Genomic DNA, 18,350 nt, shown 5'->3' with positions numbered 1-18,350 from the left:
GAGGATGCCGGCGACCGGCCCAAAGTTATAGAGCCGTTGTCAGGCGTTACGCCGCCGCTATCGCGGCAGCATTGGTTTCTCGCCAACGACGAACGTGCTGGTCCCGAACAGCGTCGAGCCGGGGGTGCCCGAGCCAACGATGTCGAGCACGTCGAACCCGGCGGCCCGCACCGAGCGGACCAGCGAGAGCGGGTCGGTCATATGTAGCGGCGCGTCCTCCGTGATCGAGAGGTAGGCCGAGCCGATCCGTCCCTCCCGGTAGTTCCGCCGCCAGAACGCCGCCATCTTCCCGAGCCAGTTCCGGGTGGGCGGGAGCGGGAGCAGGCGCCTGAGGAGGTTGTGGCTGCTGAACGCGAACCGACCGCCCGGTTCGACGACGCGGAACGCCTCGCGAAGCGCCTCGCCGCGGGCGGACTCGGGTTTGAGTTCGTCCAGCCCGCAGTGAGAGAACAGCACGTTCCCGAAACTCTCCCCCGGGAACGGGAGCGCGGCGGCGTCGCCCGCGACGTACGTCACGGCGGGGTCCTCCTCGGCCGCCAGCCTCAGCATCGGCCGGCTGATGTCGAGCCCGACGATGTCGAACCCGGCCGCCGCCAGCACCGTCGACGTTCGGCCTGCGCCGCAACCGATATCGAGCACGCGCCCGTCCGGGTCGAAGTACGCCTCGATGGCGCGACGTTCCGCTTCGCGGAGCCCACGCTCGCGGGCCTCGTACCACGTCTCGACGACGTCCGGCCGATCGTAGTACGCCGCAGTCTGCTCGTTGGGCATACTCCCCCTCGTGGCGCGGGAAGGTTGGTTACGAGCCATCTACGCCGTCGGCGGGCGAATCGGGGCAGCAACACCCCTCGCGAGGGTTCGGGTTCAGCCGGAGGTTCCGCCGCTCGATCCGCGAGTCCGAGAGCGCGAGCGGGTCGTTGGTGACGGCGACACAGCTGTCGACGATCTCCCCCTCCACGTTCGAGGTGACGATCCCGTCGCGGTCGTCGCCGGACTGGTGGATCCGGAGCCCACGGAACGAGCAGTTCCGCCGTCCGGACGCGTCGACGGCCGCGCCGTCGGCAGCCGCGCCGGTGACGCGGACGTTCTCGAACCGGAACGGCCCCTCGCGTGTCGCCTCGCCCGCGCCCTCGTTCGGGCTCTTCACCCGGATCGCGTTCACGTTGTCGGCGTCGACGTGGAGCCGGCAGTTCCGGACGGTCGCGGACTCCAGCTCCGAGGCGATCGTGACCGCGCCGTCGCTACTGGGCACCGCCAGCATCTCGACGACGCAGTCCTCGACGAGGTGGTCGTGGCCGCCGCGGAGGCGGATGCCGCGCATGTTCTCCCCGACGGCCTCGGCATCGTCACACCGCACGCGGACGCCGCGGACGACGCTGGGGTCGCTGGCGGTGATCCGGACGTTGGCGACGCCGTTGTTCCGGAACTCGCCGCCGTAGACGCCCACCGCGCCCGCGGGCGGGTCGGCGTACAGCCCGTTGTCCGGGAACCCCGCGATGTGGCAGTCGAAGAAGGAGACGTCGCCGTGGTTGTCGTCGCCGACCTCGCAGCCGGTCACGCCCGGCTCCGTCGAGCCGTCGGGGAGGCTGAGCCCGTCGACGATGCCGACGCCCTCCGGCGTCGTCACGTCGAGTCGGACGAGATCCTCCGGCACGTCAGCGACCCCGCGGACGGACAGATCGCGGAACACGACGACGTCGTCGGCAACCCCGAGGATCGGGCGCCCCCCGGTGTTCTCGGCGCGGTAGTCGAACGTGAGCCCGCGGACGTACAGCGCGGTCAGCGGCTCCGGGTAGCCAAAGCCCAGCACCGCCGAGTCGTACCCGTCGGGGGGTTTGACGACGGCGTCGTCGCCGAGCACGCCGATCCGGCCGCCGTTGCTCACCGTGAACGTCTCCTCGATCCGGTACTCGCCGGCCGGGAAGTACAGCAGCGCCCCGTCGACCGCGTGGCGGTCGAGCAGGTCGCCGATCGGTTTCTCGGGCCCGTCCCGTAGCGCGCCGACGTCGACCACCTCGTCCAACCCCCACGCGGCCGCGATCGTCGCGGGATCGCGCGACGGCGTCCGGCGGTACGCTCCCCCGATACCCGGCGTCGACGTCGGCTCGGCCCGCCGTGGCTCCTCGCGTGGCGGGCGACTGCCACAGCCGGCGATCCCGACGCTCCCGACGCCGGCGAGCGAGGCGATCAGCTCACGACGCTTCATTCGGGTGTCGATGTGGCCGGCGCACCCTTCGTTATGAAGGGTCATTCCGTGCGGGGGCGCCCGGCGGTGAATCGACCGCCCGCCCCCCGCAGGTCGACGCTACCGAGGACGCCGCCGACCGCGCCGATGACGCGGCGATGGGGGCGACGCCAATGGGGTCGGTAACGAAGGTGGGGACCCGCGAACGGGCCGGTATGGTACTCACGACCCCGGCGCCGACCGTGCTGCAACTGTTCACCGGCGAGTTCCTCCAGTGGGCGGTCGTGTTCCTCGTGCTCGCCCTGGTCGCGTGGGCGGTCGGCGCCCGCGGCATCGCGGGGCTCAGCATGACGGTCGCGAAGTGGCTCGTCCTGCTGTTCCTCGTGCTGGCGGTGATCTCGATCGTTCTCTGAGACCGGCCGACTGCGGCGGCGGGAGGCAGCGACTTACAAACCGGATCGGAGCCGTTCGTGATGGGCGTGCAGATCAACTGTCCCCACTGTGGCGCCCGGCTCGCCCTCGCCACGGCGAGCCACGAGATCGAGAACGGGTCCGGCGTGGGCCGACGTCTCCAGGGCGACGACCACGTCTGCGAGACCTGCGAGAACGAGATCGGCGTCTACTACTACCGAACGTGACGCCTACCGCGGGAAACGACTCTCTTACAATGGTGGTCCCGGTAGTAGGCGTGAATGGAATCGGCCGGACCGAAAACGGTCGCGGACCGATTCCGCCCCCGACCCAGACGAGCGGGGCGGCGCTCCCCTCGCCTCCCCCTCACCCCACCTGCATTCCGGATCCACGGGCCCGCGGCCGACGGCTGCTCCCCCCGGCCGGCACGGCCGCGACGGCCCAACTCGCCTTCTTCGGTCAGCGTCGGCTTCCCGTTCGTCAACTGACCGGAGAGTCACGTGACGATCCGGGGTAACACCGGGAGTTTTGCATTACCGTCCCGAATCCTTCGTAGCCACGTTAACGCGGGCTCCTGACGGGTGGGCGTGAGAACCATGCACTCACACGAAACGATCACCGACAACCGACTGTTCGAACTGCTCGCACACCCCCAGCGCCGACGGATGCTCCGGCGGATCGCCGCGACCGACGGGACGGTCACGGTGGACGAGCTCGTCGACTCGCTCGCCATCGACGGGGAGGCAACCCACGAGGCGCGAGCCATCGCCGTCCACCACCGTCATCTCCCGAAACTCGAAGAGTACGGCGTCGTGGAGTCTGGACCGGGCGGAGCGGTCGAGCCGGGAGCCGCCTTCGACGACGCCGTCTCGCTTCTCCGGCGAGGGGCGCCCTGCTGTGGGCCCGACCAGCGGTGAACGGGTCGATCAGACCGTCACGTCGATCGTGCCGTCCGGATGGACCGTCACCGTTGCGTCGAGGTACTCGAAACTGACTCGGAGGGAGCCGTCCTTCCCCGCCGTGAGCAGGGCGTCGAGCGCGTCCGTATCGACGGCACCCTGAATGGGGGGCATCTCCCGCGGGTCCCGGCCGGTGGCGGCGGCGACGGCTTCGACGACGGCGATGCTCGGTGTGGTTTCGCCCGACCACTCGTATTCGACCGTCCGCCGGTCGCGAACCGACGGGGACGAGTCCGGGGAGGGTTCCTCGCTATCTTTACTCATGGTTGAACATTCGGCCCGAGAGACTGGAACCTTGTGATAGGAGACCGCAGTGCATGACGTACTGGGGGTGACTACGTCCCACGGAATTAAAGCTTTGTCGTGAGGATGTGGGTGAACAGTAGATTATCTGTCATTTCCGAGCTGCCACGTGAACAGTGCCTCGACGACGATCACTAGCCCGTTGGTGGTGCCGGTCCTCCGGATCGCGGTCCCGTCGCGTGGCTCCGGGAGGGGTCGCCGAACAGTGGGTCACGTACCTCGGTCGGTGTGTCGCCCCGAACGTTGGTGCGGGCGAGCCGTCCAGTGGCGACACGTCCGGTCACGCACTGTCGGTGAAGCGAAATGTGTACTGTGATTAAACAAGTGAACGTCTTTCGCACCAGGGCAGCTAACACCATATGACAGGGAGTTATAGGGGTAGTGTTGTTACCGGTGGAGTGACAACGGTTTCGAGGCGGCGACGGACTGAACCCGCCACGGGACCAACCCCGAGTAAGCGGGGGAGGTAGGACCATGAACGACGGAACGAACCGACAGGATGCGATCGAACTGCTGCAGGAACTGGGGCTCAAGGAGTACGAAGCCAGATCGTTCGTCGCGCTCGCACGCCGGGAGAACGGCACGGCCAAGGACATCAGCGAGATGTCCGAGGTGCCGCGCACGCGGGTGTACGACGCGATCCGGGTGCTGGAGTCGAAGGGGTTAGTCGAGACCCAGCACACCAGCCCGCAGGTGTTCCGGGCGGTCTCGATCGACGAGGCCGTCAACACGCTTCGGACGGAGTACGCCGACCGTGTGTCGTCGCTCCGGAGCGCGCTCAGGGGGCTCGAACCCCCCGACGACGAGAGCGAGGACGTGACCCACGAGGTGTGGTCGCTGAGCGGCGAACAGGGAATCACCAGCCGAACCCAACAGCTGATCGAGGGCGCGTCAGAGGAGGTCGTGCTGGTGATCGGCCACGATGACACCTTCACTGACCGACTCGCGGCGGCGTTGCAGGACGCGGAGGACCGAGGCGTGACGGTGATCGTCGGCGCCGCCTCCGAGCCGCTCCGGGCGACGATCGAGGCGGCGCTCCCGAACGTGGAGGTGTTCGTCTCCGGGCTGGAGTGGCTCCAGCAGTCGTCGCTGCCCGGCGACACCACCGAGATCAGCCGGCTGCTGCTCGTCGACCGGCAGGCGATCCTCGTGAGTTCGTTCACCCGGAACAGCGAGTCGGGCCACGCACACGAACAGGCCGTCTTCGGCCGCGGGTTCGACAACGGGCTGGTCGCCATCGTCCGCCGGCTGATGGCGACCGGCCTGCTCTCGGAGGACGACCCGGTCGGTCAGCTCGCCGACCGGGGTTAGATCATCGCCGGCAGATCCCTGATCGACCCCTCGTCGGCGATCAGGAACGCGTCGTCGGCCAGCATCTCCTCGTCCGTCGGCAGCACCAGCACGCGGTGGGAGCCGTCGGTGGTGGTGCCGATCATGTCGAGTTCGACCGCCTCGTAGCCGAGGTCAGCGGGGTCGGGATCGTCGGGGGCGTCCCGCCAGTCGGCCGCGTACTCCCCCTTCATTGGACGTCCCGTTGGATTTCGACCGTCGCGTCGCCGTCGACGGTGATCGAGGTCACGCTGCCGGCGAAGCGGTAGGCGTCGAGGCCGCTGCCGACCAGCCCGATGACCTTGCCGTCCTGGGCGATGTCCTCGACGCGGTCCCAGCCGGTGCCGTCCTCGGTCGGCTGGCTGGCTGCCTCGTCGCGGACGACCGAGCCCGACACCGTGAACGTGTACGTCGTCACGTCATCGCCGTCGCCGTCGACGGTGATGAGGTTCGGACGGCCCGCGGCCGGGTCGTCGCTGTCGTTCGAGTCGTCGCTGTCGTCCGAATCGTTGCTGTCGTCGCTGTCGTTCGAGTCGTCGCCGTTGTCCGAATCGTTGCTGTCGTCCGAACCGCTGCTGTCGTCGCCGTTGTCGGTGTCACTGCCGTCGTCACTGCTCCCGCCGTCTGGGTCGTCGGCAGCGTCGTCCTCGCCGAAGCTGGACGGGTCGACCGCCTCGCCGTTGACCAGCACGTCGAACGCGTAGTCGGCGGGCGACGCCGAGAACGACAGGATGGTCCCCTGCACGAGGTAGGCGTCGCCGTAGCCGTCGTTGCCGGTGAAGCCGGAGACGGTCACCGTGCCGTCGCCGTTCTCGGTGACGGTGTCGCCGTGGCCCGCCGTGACCTGCGCCGAGGTTTCGTGCAGCTCCGCGGTGCCGTCGACGGTGAACTCGTAGTTCAGGTCGCCGGACTGCCGGGCGATCACTTCGACCACCTGCTCGCTGCCCGCGTCGCTGTCGTCCGACCCGTCGTCACTGTCGTCCGCGTTGTCGCTGTCGTCCGACTGGTCGTCCTCACTCTCCTCGCCGACCAGCTCGGCGAACGTCGTGGTCGTCCCGTCGAGCGACACGTCCACGGTCGCGCCCTCGGGGACGCTGTAGTCGACGACGCTGTTGTCGAATCGGAACGAGTCGAGCTCGTCGGGCGAGAGCACGCTCGTCACGGTGGTCGTGCCGTCGCCGTTCTCGCTGATCTCGTCGGTGTCAGGCTCGGCCTCGGGAGCGTACTCGACGGGGCCGTCGACCGTGAACGTGGCCTCGACCGTGCCGTCGTTCTCCTCGGTCGCGTGGAGCACGAGCGTGTGCGCCAGTTCCTCCTCGTCGTCGGCGGGCGGACTCGCGGAGCCGTCCCACGGGCCGATCCCCTCGCCGACGCCGGCGATCTCGTCGGCCGCGGCGTAGCCCGTGACCGCCGAGGGGAGCGGGAACGACACGCCCTCCTCCTCGGTGACGCCCGAGCCGTCGTAGTCGGGCTCGATGGTCCGGCTGCCGGAGCCGGCGACCGTACAGTTCTCGATGGTCACGTCCATCGACCCCCCGGACTTGTCCCGGACCAGGTCGCCATCGGACTCGTTGTAGAACGAACAGTTCCGGATCTCCACCGTGGAGCCGGCGGCCTCGTCGTGGAGCTCGATCAGGTCGGCGGTGCCGCTCACGTCGAGGTAGATGAACCAGCAGTTCTCGATGACCAGGTTCGCGGGGCTGCGGAGCCGGATCCCCCGCGAGTAGGGGTCGTTGGTGTCGTCGTTCAGGATGTCGTCGGTGACCGCGATCAGGCTGTTGCGGATGTAGGTCGTCTCGCTCTCGTCGGTGCCGTCGCGGTGGCCGACGCGGATGTTGGCGATGTTGTTGTTCACCGCCGCGCAGTTCTCCATCGTCACCGGCGGCTTGTCGACGTAGGCGCCGTTGTTGACACACCACGCCCACGCGGAGTTGCGGATCGTCAGCCGATCGTTCCCGCCGTCGGGCGTGTACAGCGCGCGGTCCTCGCTCTGCTGCCCGCCCTCGGGCCAGACGAACCCGTCGACGGTCGCGCCGGGGACGACGTTGATCCCGGATTTCGCCTCGGGGTTCGATCCCCGGACGACGACGTTCTCGAGGCGCCCGCCGATCGAGCCGTCCATCGTCCCGGACTCGAGGTTGAGCACCACGTCGCCGGCGCTCCCCTCGCCCACGATCGCTTCGCCGCTGCTGTTCTCGAGCCCGGAGCCGTCCCACTCGTACTCGCCGGCGGGGATCGTCACGTCGCCGCCCGAGAGATCCACGGGCGCCGCAGACGCGGTGCCGGAGAGCACGCCGACGCTCCCCAGCGCGACGGTCGCCCCCAGCGCCTTCATCACCGACCGCCGACCGTGGCCGTCGGTGGGCGCCGCCCCCTCGTCGACGCCGTTGGTAGTCCCGTCCTGTTCCGAATCGTCCTCGCCATGGCCGTGTGCCATGGACGGGTAGAACAGCATTACCGGAAAGTAGATTCTGACGAGGTGGGGGCCAAGCGGCGGTAAAACACCCCTACTTGTGGACTGATGGCTATCGACTGTCAACCGGATCACGACCGGATCTCGACCGGTCCCCGACCGGAACCGGTATGCGGCCCTTACCGTTCGAGCGGCGCGCGGCGACGGCCGGTAGGATCGTTCCAACTGGCGGGGCGAACTGGGCAACGGGAAGATACGACGGGTAGGAGCGCCGTACGACCGCGACCGAACGTCGTCGTCGTTCATCGCGATCGATACGGTCCGGGTAGGAACGTCGTACGGGCGCGACGCGCCGGCGACGGCCCGTCACCCTCTCCATAACAATTTCCGGGGGATGGGTACACGCCTCCGTGACAGACCGAGATCCGGGCGGAATGCGGACGCTCCTGGTCGGGCTCGACGGGGTCTGCCGGGAGGTCCTCGATCCGCTGTTCGACGCCGACCGGCTCCCCGCGCTGTCGTCGCTGTTCGACCGCGGGGTCGTCGGCCCCCTCGAATCGCAGATCCCGCCGTGGACGCCGAGCGCGTGGCCGTCGCTGTACACCGGCGTCAACCCCGGGAAACACGGCGCGTTCGACTTCCTGACGTTCGACGGCTACGACTGGGGACTGGTGAACCGCAGCCACGTCCGGGAGCACGCGCTCTGGGAGCTGCTCGATCGCCACGGGCGCACAAGCGTCGTCGTGAACGTCCCCGTCACCGGCCCACCACGATCGTTCGACGGGGCGCTCGTCCCGGGGTACGTGAGCCCGGAGGAGCCCACCTGCCACCCCGAGGGACTGCTCGACCGGATCGAGGCCGAACTCGGGGAGTACCGCGTCTACGCCCCCGAGGGGGTCGACGGCGACGAGGCGGTCGAGTGGTACCAACGCCTGACACGGATGCGGGGCGAGGCGTTCCGCTTCCTGGCCGACGAGTACGACCCCGAGTTCGGCTTCCTCCAGTTCCAGCAGACCGACACCGTGTTCCACGAGCGCCCGGAGGACGATGCGGCCGTCCGCGCGGTGTTCGAGGCCGTCGACGAGCAGATCGCCGAGACGCTCGACGCCTGCGACCCCGACCGCGTGATCGTCGCCAGCGACCACGGGATCGGCCCGTACGACGGCGCCGAGTTCCGGGTCAACGAGTTCCTCGCCGAGCAGGAGTACCTCCGGACGACGACCGGCGAGGGCGGGATGCCCTCCTGGACCGCGATCAAGGACGACGAGACGGCGACGCCGTCGACGAGCGAACGGCTGGTCGCGCTGGCGTCCAGCCTCGGCCTCAGCAGCCAGCGCCTCGGCACCCTCCTCGAACGACTGGGGCTGAAGGAGTTCGTGCTCCGGCACGTCTCCACGGACACGGTCCGAGCCGGGACCGAACGCGTCGACTTCCCCGACTCCGCGGCGTACATGCGCTCGCGGACCGAGCTCGGCGTCCGGATCAACAAGGCGGGCCGGGACCCCGACGGCGTCGTCGCGCCCGCCGAATACCCCTCCGTTCGGAACGACCTGATCACCGCGCTCGAGGCCGTGCGAACGCCCGACGGCGACCCCGTGTTCGCGGACGTCGCCCCCGCCGAGGAGTACTTCGAGGGGCCGTACGTCGACGAGGCGGTCGACATCGTCACCGTCCCCGCCGGGTTCGATCGCCTGCTCTCGGCGTCGCTGCGCGGCGAGCCGTTCGGCGACCCGTCCGAGGAGTGGAACCACAAACCGACCGGGATCGTCGCGCTCGCCGGCGAGGACGTCGACACTGCGGCGGGGCTTGACGAGGCCCACCTGTTCGACGTGGCGCCGACGGTGCTCTCCTCGCTCGGCGTCTCCCCCTCGACCCGGATGGACGGCGGGACGCTCCCGCCGGTGGAAGCGGAGCCCACGGACGCCTACCCGCCGTTCGACGCCGCCCCGGACAGTACCGACGACGAAGACGCAGTCACCCGCCGGCTCTCACAGCTCGGCTACATCGACGACGATGAGTATTGAGGTCACCACCACCGACGACGCGGAGCGATGGAACGAGCTACTGACCGACACCCCCCGGGCGACTGGGTTCCACCACGCCGCGGCGCTTTCCGTGCTGGAGCGCCACACCGGCGCGACGTGCCACCGCCTCGTCGGCTACAAGGGCGAGGAGCCGGTGGGCGTGTTCCCGGTGTTCACGACCCGGAAGGGGCCCGTGACCGTGGCGGTCTCGCCGCCGCCGAACGTGAAACTCCCCTACCTCGGCCCCCGGATGCTCGACCGCCAGCAGCTGAAGCGCCGGCGGGCGGAGAAGCGCAACCGCCGGTTCGTCGACGCCTGTCTGGAGTGGCTCGAGGCCGAACACGACCCCGACTACACCTCGATCAGGACCACGCCGGGGTACGACGATGTGCGGCCGTTCCTCTGGCAGGAGTACGACGCCACGCTGCGGTACACCTACGTCGTGGACATCGACCGCGAGCCCGACGAGCTGCTGTCGGCGTTCAGCACCGACGCCCGGAAGAACGTCACCGACGAGTACGACGTGAACTACGAACTGGCGGAGGGCGACGCCGACGACATCGACCTGATCGTCGAGCAGGTGCGCGAACGCCACGCCGAGCAGGACGAGTCGTTCGAGCTCGGGAGCGACCTGGTGCGGGACCTGTACGAGTCGCTGCCCGAGGGGGTGATCCGGCCGTACGTCTGCCGGATCGACGGCGAGTTCACGGGCGGGTTCGTGAACGTGGAGTTCGGCGGGCGGGGGATCTGCTGGATCGGCGGCGCGAAACCGTCGGTCGACCTGCCCGTCAACGACCTGCTGGACTGGGCGTACATCACCGACGCCCGGGAGCGGGGGGTGGAGAGCTACGACCTCGCCGGCGCGAACAACCCCCGGATCGCCCGGTTCAAAGCCAAGTTCGCGCCGGAGCTGGTGCCGTACTACGCGCTGGAAGCAGGGAGCCGGACGATGACGACGCTCACGAAGCTGTACGGCTCGCTCCGCGGGTGATCACGGCGCCGCCCGGTCGGGCTGGTGATCCCGGAGCCGCGCGAGCGCCCCCGGACCGACGAGATCGACCCCGTAGGCGTCGCCGACGCTCAGCGCGCCGGGGTCGAACCCCGCCGCGGAGACGACACGCAGTTCCTCGGGCGACTCCACCTCGGCGAGCACCGCCAGCAGCGCTGTCGCGGCGAGCTGCTCCCCGCCGGGATGCGTGAGGACGATCCGCCGGTCGGCCGCCCGTGCCGTCAGCACTCGCCCGCCGTCGATCGGTGTCGACAGGTCGCCGACACCGTCGGGCAGATCTGACTCGATCGCCCGGCCGTACGCCCGCCACGTCCGCGCGACCAGCCGGGCGAACGCCTCGCCGTCGAGTTGGGCGAAGCGCTCGCGGCTGTCGGCGCTCACGGGCCCCGGCGGCTCATCGCCACCCTCCGGCGATCGCGCTCCGGTCGGCGTCCGGCCCGCCGTCGTAGCGTTCGGGGTTGGCCGAGCAGTCGGGGCAGCGGTACACCTCGTCGCCGTTGTCGCCGAACACGCGGGCGAACCGGCTCGTCACGTGGCCATCGCAGTTTCGACACTGGGGCATACGTCTCCCCCAGTACTCCTCACGGGTTTCGTTATACGCCCATTATCGGCCGGGATCCCCGTCAACGGCCGGGTAAGCCGAGGCTACGCGTCTGACGGCCGGACACCGTGAGCGACTGCTTCGCGTTCTCACGGTCGTAGTTATCTCCTCACGACGCGTACGTCGGAGCATGAACCGCCCGCTACTCGCAGTCGCCCTCGCCGGCATCGTCCTGTTGGCCGGCTGTTCCGCACCGCTCCAGACCGCCACCGCGGCCGAATCCGACGACGCAACCACCGTCGTCACGACCGGGAGCGGGAGCGTAACGGCCGACGCCGACCTCGCAGTGCTCTCGCTGTCGGTCGTCGCCGTCGCCGACAGCGCCGACGCCGCCCGCAGCGACGCCGCGAACCGGTCGAGCGCGCTGGTCGACGCCCTCCGTGACGCGGGCGTCGACGACGACACGATCACCACCGCGGGCTACTCGTTGAACGCGCAGTACGACCGCGAGGACGCCGACCCCACGGAGTACCGCGCGGTCCACGCCTACCGCGTCGAAGTCGCCCCTGACGAGGCCGGGGCGGCTATCGACGCCGCCGTCGCCGACGCCGCCGCCGAAGTCTGGGGCGTGAGCTTCACGCTCTCGGCCGACACCCGCGCGGATCTGCGCGCCGAGGCGGTCGGGAACGCGGTCGCGGACGCGCGGGCCGACGCCGACGCTGCCGCCGACGCCGCGGGGCTGACCGTCACCGGCGTCGACCAGGTCGAAGTGGGCTCGACGCCCGTCTTCGCCGGCCGCACGCTGGAGTCCGCCGACGCGAGCACCGAGCTCCGCCCCGGCCCGGTGACCGTCGAGGCGACCGTCACCGTGACGTACCACGCCGAATAAACTCCCGCTCGTCGTCACCACCGCGGGTCGGTCACTCGCCTACGTCACGAGGTAGTACGGGTCCGAACCGAGGCGCTCGTCGAGCAGGGCGTCGACGGCGCCCGCGCGACAGCCCTGGATCCGGACGCCGCCCACGGACCGATCGAGCAGCGCGTCGCCGAGGTCTCGCTGCACCTTCTGCCGAGCGAACCGCCGCCAGTAGTCGTCGGTCGGGATCGAATGGGTGACGGCGTCGAGACGACCGTTCCGTCGGACCTTCCCCCGGAGCGCTGTCCGCGAGACGTAGGGAACCTCGTGGCGCACCTCGGCGACGTGGAACGCCGAACAGCGGAAGCGATCGGTGCCGACGTTCAGGTAGAGCACGTCTCGATCGTGGAGCTCGTCCCAGTAGCCGCCGGGCGCGTAGCTACAGTCGGCCCCGTCGGTCTCGAACGCGAACGCGTCGGCGCCGAGCAGCGAGAACACCGGATCGTCGGTGCGGAACGTGGCGTCCGCGAGGAAGCGCCGACCGAACGCCCCTACCTCCGGCAGCGCGCGGTCGAGGTCCACGAACCCGGACTCCCGGAAGGAGAACGTGAACCCGGGCGTGAGCACCGCGTCGAACGCCTCGAACAGCCCGTCCCGCAGGCGCTCGTACGGGTCGCCGCCGAACGCGGCCGCCACGTCAGAGAGCCCCGCGTAGACGACGACCGTGTCGGCGTCGTCAGACTGCGTCTGACTGCCCGAAGAGGTTCCCTCTTCGGCGTCGAACGACGAGAGCGCCTCGCGGAGCGCGTCCGGACGGGTCCGTTCGACCGTCGCCCGCCCGCGCCAGGGCTCCCGGAGCAGCGACCGGGCGGCGTGGGCGTACGCGCCGAGTCTACCCATCCAGCACCTCGCGGTACACCGCGGCCAGTTCGCGGGCGGTGCGGTCCCGGGTCAGCGCCCGAACCTGCTCGCGGCCGTTCGAGCGCTCGCCCCGGGCGAGCACGTCCGCGAGCGCGGCCGCGAGGCCCGTGTCGGTCGCGGCCGTCTCGGATGGAGTGACGCCGTCGAGGCGTTCGGGCACGTCGCCGACGGGGGTCGAAACCACCGGGAGGTTGCAGGCCAGCGCCTCCTTCACCGCGTTCGGCGACCCTTCGTGGTCCGAGGGCAGCAGCAGCGCGTCGGCGGCGACGAAGTACGTCGGCATCCGCTCGTGGGGGACGCCCGTGACCGCGTGGAGCGACACGTCCGCGTCCAGTCGATCCGCAGCGGCGTCGACGATCCGCTCGGCCCGCGGGTAGTTCTTCACCGTTCGCTCGCGAGCGTACGGGAAGAGGACGTGGTGGCCGTCGTCCCAGCCCAGTTCCGCTCGCGCTGTCTGCGGGTTTCCGGGCCGAAATCGTTCGGTGTCGACGCCGTGGGGGATCACCCGGCAGTCCGTCCCCAGTTCCGCGGCCATCGCCGTCGACATCACGACGACCCCGTCGGCCAGTCGGGCGCAGGCGCGGCTCACCGGGCCGAGCGTGCCGTAGAGGTCGGACCCCCACAGCGAGACGACCGTCGGGAGCCCCGCGAGCGCGAGCGCCGTCGGCGCGACGACCCCCTGGTTCGCGTGCACCACGTCGAACTCCCCGCGGACACGGAACGCGCTCGCGAGGTGACGGAGGTACTCCCGTGGGGAGCGTGACCGCTCGCCCGGGACGTGGTCGCCGGGCACCGCGAGCGTCGCACAGTCGACGCCGTGCGCCCTGAGCGCGCGCACCTGTCCCCGGTAGGCGGTGGAGTCGGCACTGGGGACCAGCTGCAGCACGCGCATCAGCTGACCTCCGGCACCTCAACGCCGCGCCACTCCTCGATCGCCGCCACGATCGCCGCCGCCGCACCCGTGGGGACGTCCGGTTCGCGCGACGGCTCGGCGACGGCTTCCTCGACCGCCGCCGTGATTTCGGCGGGCTCGGTTCCGGCGAGCACGTTCCGACCGTCACGCACCGTCTCGCGCCACTCGGTCCGGTCGCGCAGCGTCACACACGGCGTGCCGAGATACGCCGCCTCGCGCTGGACGCCGCCCGAATCCGTTGCGACCGCGGCGGCGTCGGCGAGCAGCGTGAGGAACTCGGCGTAGCCGACGGGGTCGATCAACCGGACCTGCTCGGCGGCCCAGTCCGCGTCGTCGAACGCCCGCAGTCGGTCGGCGGTCCGCGGGTGGATCGGCAGCACGACCGGCGCCTCAACGCGGGCCAGCCCCGTCAGCACGCCCCGGAGCGTCGCCGCGTCGTCGGTCGTCGCCGCGCGGTGGACCGTCGCGAGCACGTACGGCGACCTCGGCGCCGGGAGCCCGTCGGGGTCGCTGTCGCGGACCGCCGCGACCGCGTCCGCCCGGACGTCCCCGACGTCTCGGACGCCCCCCGTTACCCCCTCCGCGTCGAGCGCGGCGAGCGCGTCGCTCGTGGGCGCGAGGCGCAGGTCCGCGAGGTGGTCGACGACGACGCGGGCCCGCTCCTCGGGCATCCGCCAGTCCGCGCTGCGCAGCCCCGCCTCGACGTGAGCCAGCGGCGTGTCGGTGGCGACGGCCGCCATCGCGCCCGCCAGCGTCGACGTCGTGTCGCCGTAGACGAGCGCCGCGTCGGGGTCCCGGGCAGCCAGCAGCGGCACGAGTCGCTCGACGGCGCGGGCGATCTGCTCCCCGCGGGGGGCCGACCCGACGCCGAGGTGGTGGTCCGGCTGTGGGAGGGAGAGCTCATCGAAAAACGCCGCCGAGAGCGCGTCGTCGTGGTGCTGACCGGTGTGGACGAGCGTCGGGTCGTGGCCGGCCGCGGCGAGTTCGTCGATCACCGGCGCCGCCATCACGAACTCCGGCCGGACGCCAACCACCGAGCAGACGTTCATCGCCCCACCTCCGCCGGGCGATCGCCGTCGGCTGCGGGATCCGTCGCCGGCTCGCTTTTCTCCCCAGTGTCGACGCCCGCCGAAGCGGCCTGCTCCTCGATCACGTCGATGAGGAACGCGGTCACGTCGGTTTTCGCGTCGAGCAGGCGCTGCCGCCGGCGTTCCATCGTCTCGGTGGGCGGCGACCGCAGGAACTGGACGGCACAGTCGACGGCGTCCGCCTCCTCGGCGAACGAGCGCAACAGCCCGTACTCCTGCTCCAGCTCCCGGAAGTTGCTCATGTCGCCGTCGCCGACGAACGCGTTGGTCCGGACCGCCGGCGTGCCGAGCACGGCTGCCTCGGTCGCCATCGTCTGTGAGTCGCCGACGTAGCAGTCCGCGAACGCCAGCAGGTCGTGCATCGCTTCGGGCGGGACGGGCGCGGCGTACTCGGCCAGGTCGTCGGGCAACGGCGCCTCGCTGGTGACGTACACCGAGCCGTGGTCGGCCAGTCGGTCCACCAGCCGCCGCTTGCCCGCCAGCGAGAAGCCGCCGCGCCCGATGTCGTGGTGGGCGCTCCAGGAGACGAACCGGACGACTGCGTAGGGGGAACCGGGGTCGACACCGTGGTCGCGGAGCGCGTCGGGGGCGGGCGCGAACCGATCGGGGTGGAGGGCGGCGAGTTCGTGGAACCCGTCGTAGCGCCGCTGGTTCGGCACGTCGCGGTCGAACCCCGCGGGCGTACAGACGACGTCCGCGAACCGGTGGGTGAGCGCGGCGGCGACGCGTTCGTGCTCGCTGTCGTCGAACACCACCGCACGGGCGCCGACGCGGCGGGCGGCGTGGACCGCCGCGGGATCGACCTGGCTGACGACCACGTCCGGGCGAACCTCGCGGGCGATCTCGGTCAGGCCGCGTGTCCGCTCGATCAGCTCCCCGACCCGCGAGAGCGGCCCCGAGCCCGCGCGGGACGCGACGACGTACGGGAGGTCGGCGGCGTCGAGCAGCTCGGTCGTGACGTCCTTCTCCCGCGCGGCGACGCTCACGTCGTGGCTCCGGTCCTCAAGCGCCGTCGCTGCGGGGGCGAACAGGTGGACGAGCGCCGGGTGGGTCACGTCGAACAGGACCCTCACAGCTCCCACCCCGGGTCGCTCGGTGTCCCTCTGTGCTGGCTCCCGCCGACGCCCAGCCACTCCCGTGAGAGCCGCCACGCGAACGTCCGGAGCAGCAGCACGGAAACCCGCGTGGCGTACCGCCGGTAGTCGATCCCGCTCTCCTCGTCGCCGTACCGGCTCGCGTGGGGCACGTCGACGACCCGACGACCGTCGGCGTGGAGCCGCGCGAGGATCTCCGTCCCGTAGCCGTACCCCTCGTAGCTCGACTCGGGGTCGATCGCCGCCAGCGCGCCGCGGGTGACGGCGGTGTAGCCGTTCACCGGGTCGGTTAGCGTCCGGTAGCCCGACGAGAGTCGGCAGAGCAGCGTCAGCAGGCGATTGCCGAACAGTCTGAACGCGGGCATCTCGCGGGCGTGGGCGCCCTCCTGGAGCCGGGTTCCCGTGGCGTAGTCGGCGTCGCCCTCGACCAGTGGGTCGAGAAAGCGGGACAGCGCTGCGGTGTCCATCTGCCCGTCGCCGTCGATCGTGGCGACGAGCTCCGCGTTGCCCGACAGCGCCGCGAGGTAGCCGGTCGCGACGGCGCCGCCCGGCCCGCGGTTCTCGCCGTGCCGGAGCACGACCACGCGGCCCCGACGGGTGGCCTCGGCGACGCGGGGTGCGAGGCGCGGGTGCTGTGACGGATCGAACTCGTCGCCCCGGTCGGTCGGTGAGACGGGAGCCAACGCGGCAGCGCTGGTGCCGTCACTCGACGCGTCGTCGACGACGTAGACGCGGTCGACGAACGCCGGGATCCCGGCGACGACGTCGCCGACGAACTGGGCCTCGTTGTGGGCGGGCACGACGACTGCGACCGCGTTGTTCCGGTACATCAGGGGCGTCGGTAGACGACGTCGGTGTCCGGTTCGGGGTCGAACACGCCGGGGACGTCCACGACCGCCGGAGGGTCCCCCTCGACGGCCACGTCAGAGAGCATCAGCCCCTCGAACGGGCTGTGGCCGACCAGTACGGTCACGCCGTCGACGTCCTCGAACGGCCGCCCCGTCCGGATCGGGAACGGGAACGCCTCCGCCGCGCGCTCGGCGTCGACCAGCGGGTCGTAGCCGACGACGTCGACCCCGAGCACGTCAAGCTCGGACGCGACGGCCGCGGCCTCGCTCCCCGAGAGGTCGGCCACGTCGGGCTTGTACGCCAGCCCGAGCAGCAGGACCGTCGGCGGGTCCGGCGGTGGGGCGCTGGCCGCGGCCGTGCCACCGGAGCCGTCGGCGGCGATCCCGGGGTCCTCCCCCGGCCGCTCGGCGGGCTCGCGTGCGCACTGCCGTGTCGCGAGCGCGTCGACGGTCCGGTCCGCGACGCGTGCGGGGACCGCGTCGTTGATCCCGCGGGCGGTGTGGATCAGCGGCGTCGAGCCGCCCGCCGCGGCCACGCTGTCGGCGAACAGCTTCGGATCGTCAGGGAGGCAGGTGCCGCCGACGAGCCCGGGGCGGAAGCGGGGGACGTTCCACTTCGTCGCCGCGGCGTCGAGCACGCGGTCGGCGTCGAGATCCAGCGCGTCCAGCCCCGCAGCGAGCTCGTTCACGAGCGCGACGTTCACGTCGCGGTAGACGTTCTCGACACATTTCGCGGCCGCCGCGGTCGCGGGGTCCGCGACGACGTGGACCGAGTCGTACGTCCGCTCGAACAGCCGCGCCACCGCCCGCGCGACCGGTGCCCGCTCGGCCGCGACGAGCTTCGTCCGGGTGTGCTGCTCGCCCGGCGAGAGCCTGACCGGCGAGTAGGCCACGTCGAACCCCTCGCCGGCGTCGGGGCTAGCCGCCGCGTCGAGCGCCGGGGTGAACACCGCTGTCACCCCGCCCGGCGGAACAGTCGACTCGAGGACGACGGTCGTCCCGGGTGTGAGTCGGTCGCCGACGGTCCCCGCCGCTGCGCGGACCGTCGGGAGCGTCGTCCCGTCGTCGTACCGTGTCGGGACCGCGACGAACACCACGTCGGCGTTCTCGATACAGCCGGGGTCGGCGGTGAACGTGCAGTCGCTCCCGGCGATCCGGTCGTCGCCGACGCTGCCCGTGGCGTCGATCCCCTGGCGGTAGTCGTCGACGACCGACTGGTCGACGTCGTAGGCGGTGACTTCGAGTCCCGCGTCGTCGAGCGATAGCGCGCGGTGGAGACCGACGGTCCCGACCCCGACGACGACGGCCCGCCGTGGACGCGTGGCCGCCGCCGGCGCGGGTACGTCCGGGTTCGGTTCAGCCATCACGGCGACGCTCGGTGTCCGGGGTGTTTACTAGTCAGTTCGTAACCCCACGACGCCGGGGAGAAGGCGACGGCTACCGCTCGACTCGGTCG

General features: G+C 70.9%; 20 protein-coding genes. 7 read left to right on the top strand and 13 right to left on the bottom strand.

From position 1 onward, the window contains the following. Window positions 1–57: 57 nt before the first annotated feature. Together B4589_RS16205 and B4589_RS16200 are read right to left on the bottom strand one after the other, a co-directional pair. Window positions 58–771, bottom strand: coding sequence for a class I SAM-dependent methyltransferase (locus B4589_RS16205; RefSeq protein ID WP_158081114.1), 714 nt, complete (start codon window positions 769–771; stop codon window positions 58–60). Between the two features lie 28 nt (window positions 772–799). Further along, window positions 800–2,206, bottom strand: a complete 1,407-nt coding sequence (locus B4589_RS16200; RefSeq protein WP_176330559.1) for a hypothetical protein — start codon at window positions 2,204–2,206, stop codon at window positions 800–802. A gap of 194 nt (window positions 2,207–2,400) precedes the next feature. On the opposite strand from B4589_RS16200, the gene B4589_RS16195 reads away from it, so the two are divergent. The 3 genes from B4589_RS16195 to B4589_RS16185 all read left to right on the top strand — a co-directional run bounded on the left by B4589_RS16195 (window position 2,401) and on the right by B4589_RS16185 (window position 3,513). Next, the gene (locus tag B4589_RS16195; protein WP_079232377.1) at window positions 2,401–2,598 is read left to right on the top strand and encodes a DUF1328 domain-containing protein; all 198 of its coding nucleotides are present in this window, start codon (window positions 2,401–2,403) and stop codon (window positions 2,596–2,598) included. Between the two features lie 60 nt (window positions 2,599–2,658). Continuing rightward, complete coding sequence (locus B4589_RS16190; RefSeq protein ID WP_158081115.1) at window positions 2,659–2,823, top strand: hypothetical protein; 165 nt, start codon at window positions 2,659–2,661, stop codon at window positions 2,821–2,823. Between the two features lie 369 nt (window positions 2,824–3,192). After that, a complete protein-coding gene (locus B4589_RS16185; RefSeq protein WP_079232321.1) occupies window positions 3,193–3,513 on the top strand; it encodes a hypothetical protein in 321 nt (106 codons plus the stop codon). Window positions 3,514–3,522: 9 nt separating this feature from the next. Here the strand turns inward: B4589_RS16185 and B4589_RS16180 are convergent, their stop codons facing one another. Beyond that, window positions 3,523–3,819: a HalOD1 output domain-containing protein gene (locus B4589_RS16180; RefSeq protein ID WP_079232322.1), complete on the bottom strand. Its 297-nt coding sequence runs from the start codon at window positions 3,817–3,819 to the stop codon at window positions 3,523–3,525. Window positions 3,820–4,332: 513 nt separating this feature from the next. Between B4589_RS16180 and B4589_RS16175 the strand changes: the two genes are divergently transcribed. Beyond that, window positions 4,333–5,169: a TrmB family transcriptional regulator gene (locus B4589_RS16175; protein ID WP_176330558.1), complete on the top strand. Its 837-nt coding sequence runs from the start codon at window positions 4,333–4,335 to the stop codon at window positions 5,167–5,169. Here the strand turns inward: B4589_RS16175 and B4589_RS16170 are convergent. Both B4589_RS16170 and B4589_RS16165 read right to left on the bottom strand, forming a co-directional pair. Then, on the bottom strand, window positions 5,166–5,381 hold the full coding sequence (locus tag B4589_RS16170) for a hypothetical protein (protein ID WP_079232323.1): 216 nt from the start codon (window positions 5,379–5,381) through the stop codon (window positions 5,166–5,168). The genes B4589_RS16175 and B4589_RS16170 overlap by 4 nt on opposite strands. After that, the gene (locus B4589_RS16165; protein WP_176330557.1) at window positions 5,378–7,624 is read right to left on the bottom strand and encodes a right-handed parallel beta-helix repeat-containing protein; all 2,247 of its coding nucleotides are present in this window, start codon (window positions 7,622–7,624) and stop codon (window positions 5,378–5,380) included. The genes B4589_RS16170 and B4589_RS16165 overlap by 4 nt, the downstream gene beginning before the upstream one ends. 410 nt (window positions 7,625–8,034) lie before the next feature. Here B4589_RS16165 and B4589_RS16160 point away from each other — a divergent pair, with 410 nt between their 5' ends. Together B4589_RS16160 and B4589_RS16155 are read left to right on the top strand one after the other, a co-directional pair. Then, window positions 8,035–9,624 carry an alkaline phosphatase family protein gene (locus B4589_RS16160; RefSeq protein ID WP_176330556.1) on the top strand — a complete coding sequence of 530 codons (1,590 nt, stop codon included), beginning with the start codon at window positions 8,035–8,037 and terminating at the stop codon, window positions 9,622–9,624. Beyond that, on the top strand, window positions 9,614–10,615 hold the full coding sequence (locus B4589_RS16155) for a GNAT family N-acetyltransferase (RefSeq protein WP_176330555.1): 1,002 nt from the start codon (window positions 9,614–9,616) through the stop codon (window positions 10,613–10,615). The genes B4589_RS16160 and B4589_RS16155 overlap by 11 nt, the downstream gene beginning before the upstream one ends. On the opposite strand, the gene B4589_RS16150 is transcribed toward B4589_RS16155, so the two are convergent. Then, window positions 10,616–11,014, bottom strand: coding sequence for a hypothetical protein (locus B4589_RS16150; protein WP_143414237.1), 399 nt, complete (start codon window positions 11,012–11,014; stop codon window positions 10,616–10,618). Window positions 11,015–11,027: 13 nt separating this feature from the next. Beyond that, a complete protein-coding gene (locus tag B4589_RS16145; protein ID WP_158081116.1) occupies window positions 11,028–11,195 on the bottom strand; it encodes a hypothetical protein in 168 nt (55 codons plus the stop codon). Between the two features lie 169 nt (window positions 11,196–11,364). Between B4589_RS16145 and B4589_RS16140 the strand changes: the two genes are divergently transcribed. Continuing rightward, window positions 11,365–12,063 (top strand): SIMPL domain-containing protein, encoded by a 699-nt coding sequence (locus tag B4589_RS16140; RefSeq protein ID WP_079232326.1) that lies wholly within the window; start codon window positions 11,365–11,367, stop codon window positions 12,061–12,063. 39 nt (window positions 12,064–12,102) lie between these two features. On the opposite strand, the gene B4589_RS16135 is transcribed toward B4589_RS16140, so the two are convergent. From B4589_RS16135 to B4589_RS16110, 6 genes are read right to left on the bottom strand one after another with little or no spacing between them, the layout of a single operon-like run. After that, window positions 12,103–12,930 (bottom strand): AAC(3) family N-acetyltransferase, encoded by an 828-nt coding sequence (locus B4589_RS16135; protein ID WP_079232327.1) that lies wholly within the window; start codon window positions 12,928–12,930, stop codon window positions 12,103–12,105. After that, window positions 12,923–13,843 carry a glycosyltransferase gene (locus B4589_RS16130; protein WP_079232328.1) on the bottom strand — a complete coding sequence of 307 codons (921 nt, stop codon included), beginning with the start codon at window positions 13,841–13,843 and terminating at the stop codon, window positions 12,923–12,925. The genes B4589_RS16135 and B4589_RS16130 overlap by 8 nt, the downstream gene beginning before the upstream one ends. Then, on the bottom strand, window positions 13,843–14,913 hold the full coding sequence (wecB, locus tag B4589_RS16125) for a non-hydrolyzing UDP-N-acetylglucosamine 2-epimerase (RefSeq protein ID WP_079232329.1): 1,071 nt from the start codon (window positions 14,911–14,913) through the stop codon (window positions 13,843–13,845). The genes B4589_RS16130 and wecB overlap by 1 nt, the downstream gene beginning before the upstream one ends. Further along, window positions 14,910–16,025: a DUF354 domain-containing protein gene (locus B4589_RS16120; protein ID WP_143414238.1), complete on the bottom strand. Its 1,116-nt coding sequence runs from the start codon at window positions 16,023–16,025 to the stop codon at window positions 14,910–14,912. Before B4589_RS16120 ends, wecB begins: the two co-directional genes overlap by 4 nt. Further along, complete coding sequence (locus tag B4589_RS16115) at window positions 16,022–16,876, bottom strand: glycosyltransferase family 2 protein (protein WP_079232330.1); 855 nt, start codon at window positions 16,874–16,876, stop codon at window positions 16,022–16,024. The genes B4589_RS16120 and B4589_RS16115 overlap by 4 nt, the downstream gene beginning before the upstream one ends. Next, window positions 16,876–18,258 (bottom strand): nucleotide sugar dehydrogenase, encoded by a 1,383-nt coding sequence (locus B4589_RS16110; RefSeq protein WP_079232331.1) that lies wholly within the window; start codon window positions 18,256–18,258, stop codon window positions 16,876–16,878. The genes B4589_RS16115 and B4589_RS16110 overlap by 1 nt, the downstream gene beginning before the upstream one ends. Between the last annotated feature and the right edge of the window lie 92 nt (window positions 18,259–18,350).

It is taken from the genome of Halolamina sp. CBA1230, from assembly GCF_002025255.2.
In the GTDB taxonomy this organism is placed as follows: domain Archaea; phylum Halobacteriota; class Halobacteria; order Halobacteriales; family Haloferacaceae; genus Halolamina.
The sequence above is the reverse complement of the archived record's forward strand: the minus strand, read 5'-3'. Positions and strand labels throughout refer to the sequence as shown.

Bases quoted from the DNA above. Each gene is read 5' to 3' on its own strand.
- B4589_RS16205 (WP_158081114.1), bottom strand. From the start codon at position 771: ATGCCCAACGAGCAGACTGCGGCGTACTACGATCGGCCGGACGTCGTC.
- B4589_RS16200 (WP_176330559.1), bottom strand. From the start codon at position 2,206: ATGAAGCGTCGTGAGCTGATCGCCTCGCTCGCCGGCGTCGGGAGCGTC.
- B4589_RS16195 (WP_079232377.1), top strand. From the start codon at position 2,401: ATGGTACTCACGACCCCGGCGCCGACCGTGCTGCAACTGTTCACCGGC.
- B4589_RS16190 (WP_158081115.1), top strand. From the start codon at position 2,659: ATGGGCGTGCAGATCAACTGTCCCCACTGTGGCGCCCGGCTCGCCCTC.
- B4589_RS16185 (WP_079232321.1), top strand. From the start codon at position 3,193: ATGCACTCACACGAAACGATCACCGACAACCGACTGTTCGAACTGCTC.
- B4589_RS16180 (WP_079232322.1), bottom strand. From the start codon at position 3,819: ATGAGTAAAGATAGCGAGGAACCCTCCCCGGACTCGTCCCCGTCGGTT.
- B4589_RS16175 (WP_176330558.1), top strand. From the start codon at position 4,333: ATGAACGACGGAACGAACCGACAGGATGCGATCGAACTGCTGCAGGAA.
- B4589_RS16170 (WP_079232323.1), bottom strand. From the start codon at position 5,381: ATGAAGGGGGAGTACGCGGCCGACTGGCGGGACGCCCCCGACGATCCC.
- B4589_RS16165 (WP_176330557.1), bottom strand. From the start codon at position 7,624: ATGGCACACGGCCATGGCGAGGACGATTCGGAACAGGACGGGACTACC.
- B4589_RS16160 (WP_176330556.1), top strand. From the start codon at position 8,035: ATGCGGACGCTCCTGGTCGGGCTCGACGGGGTCTGCCGGGAGGTCCTC.
- B4589_RS16155 (WP_176330555.1), top strand. From the start codon at position 9,614: ATGAGTATTGAGGTCACCACCACCGACGACGCGGAGCGATGGAACGAG.
- B4589_RS16145 (WP_158081116.1), bottom strand. From the start codon at position 11,195: ATGCCCCAGTGTCGAAACTGCGATGGCCACGTGACGAGCCGGTTCGCC.
- B4589_RS16140 (WP_079232326.1), top strand. From the start codon at position 11,365: ATGAACCGCCCGCTACTCGCAGTCGCCCTCGCCGGCATCGTCCTGTTG.
- B4589_RS16135 (WP_079232327.1), bottom strand. From the start codon at position 12,930: ATGGGTAGACTCGGCGCGTACGCCCACGCCGCCCGGTCGCTGCTCCGG.
- B4589_RS16130 (WP_079232328.1), bottom strand. From the start codon at position 13,843: ATGCGCGTGCTGCAGCTGGTCCCCAGTGCCGACTCCACCGCCTACCGG.
- wecB (WP_079232329.1), bottom strand. From the start codon at position 14,913: ATGAACGTCTGCTCGGTGGTTGGCGTCCGGCCGGAGTTCGTGATGGCG.
- B4589_RS16115 (WP_079232330.1), bottom strand. From the start codon at position 16,876: ATGTACCGGAACAACGCGGTCGCAGTCGTCGTGCCCGCCCACAACGAG.
- B4589_RS16110 (WP_079232331.1), bottom strand. From the start codon at position 18,258: ATGGCTGAACCGAACCCGGACGTACCCGCGCCGGCGGCGGCCACGCGT.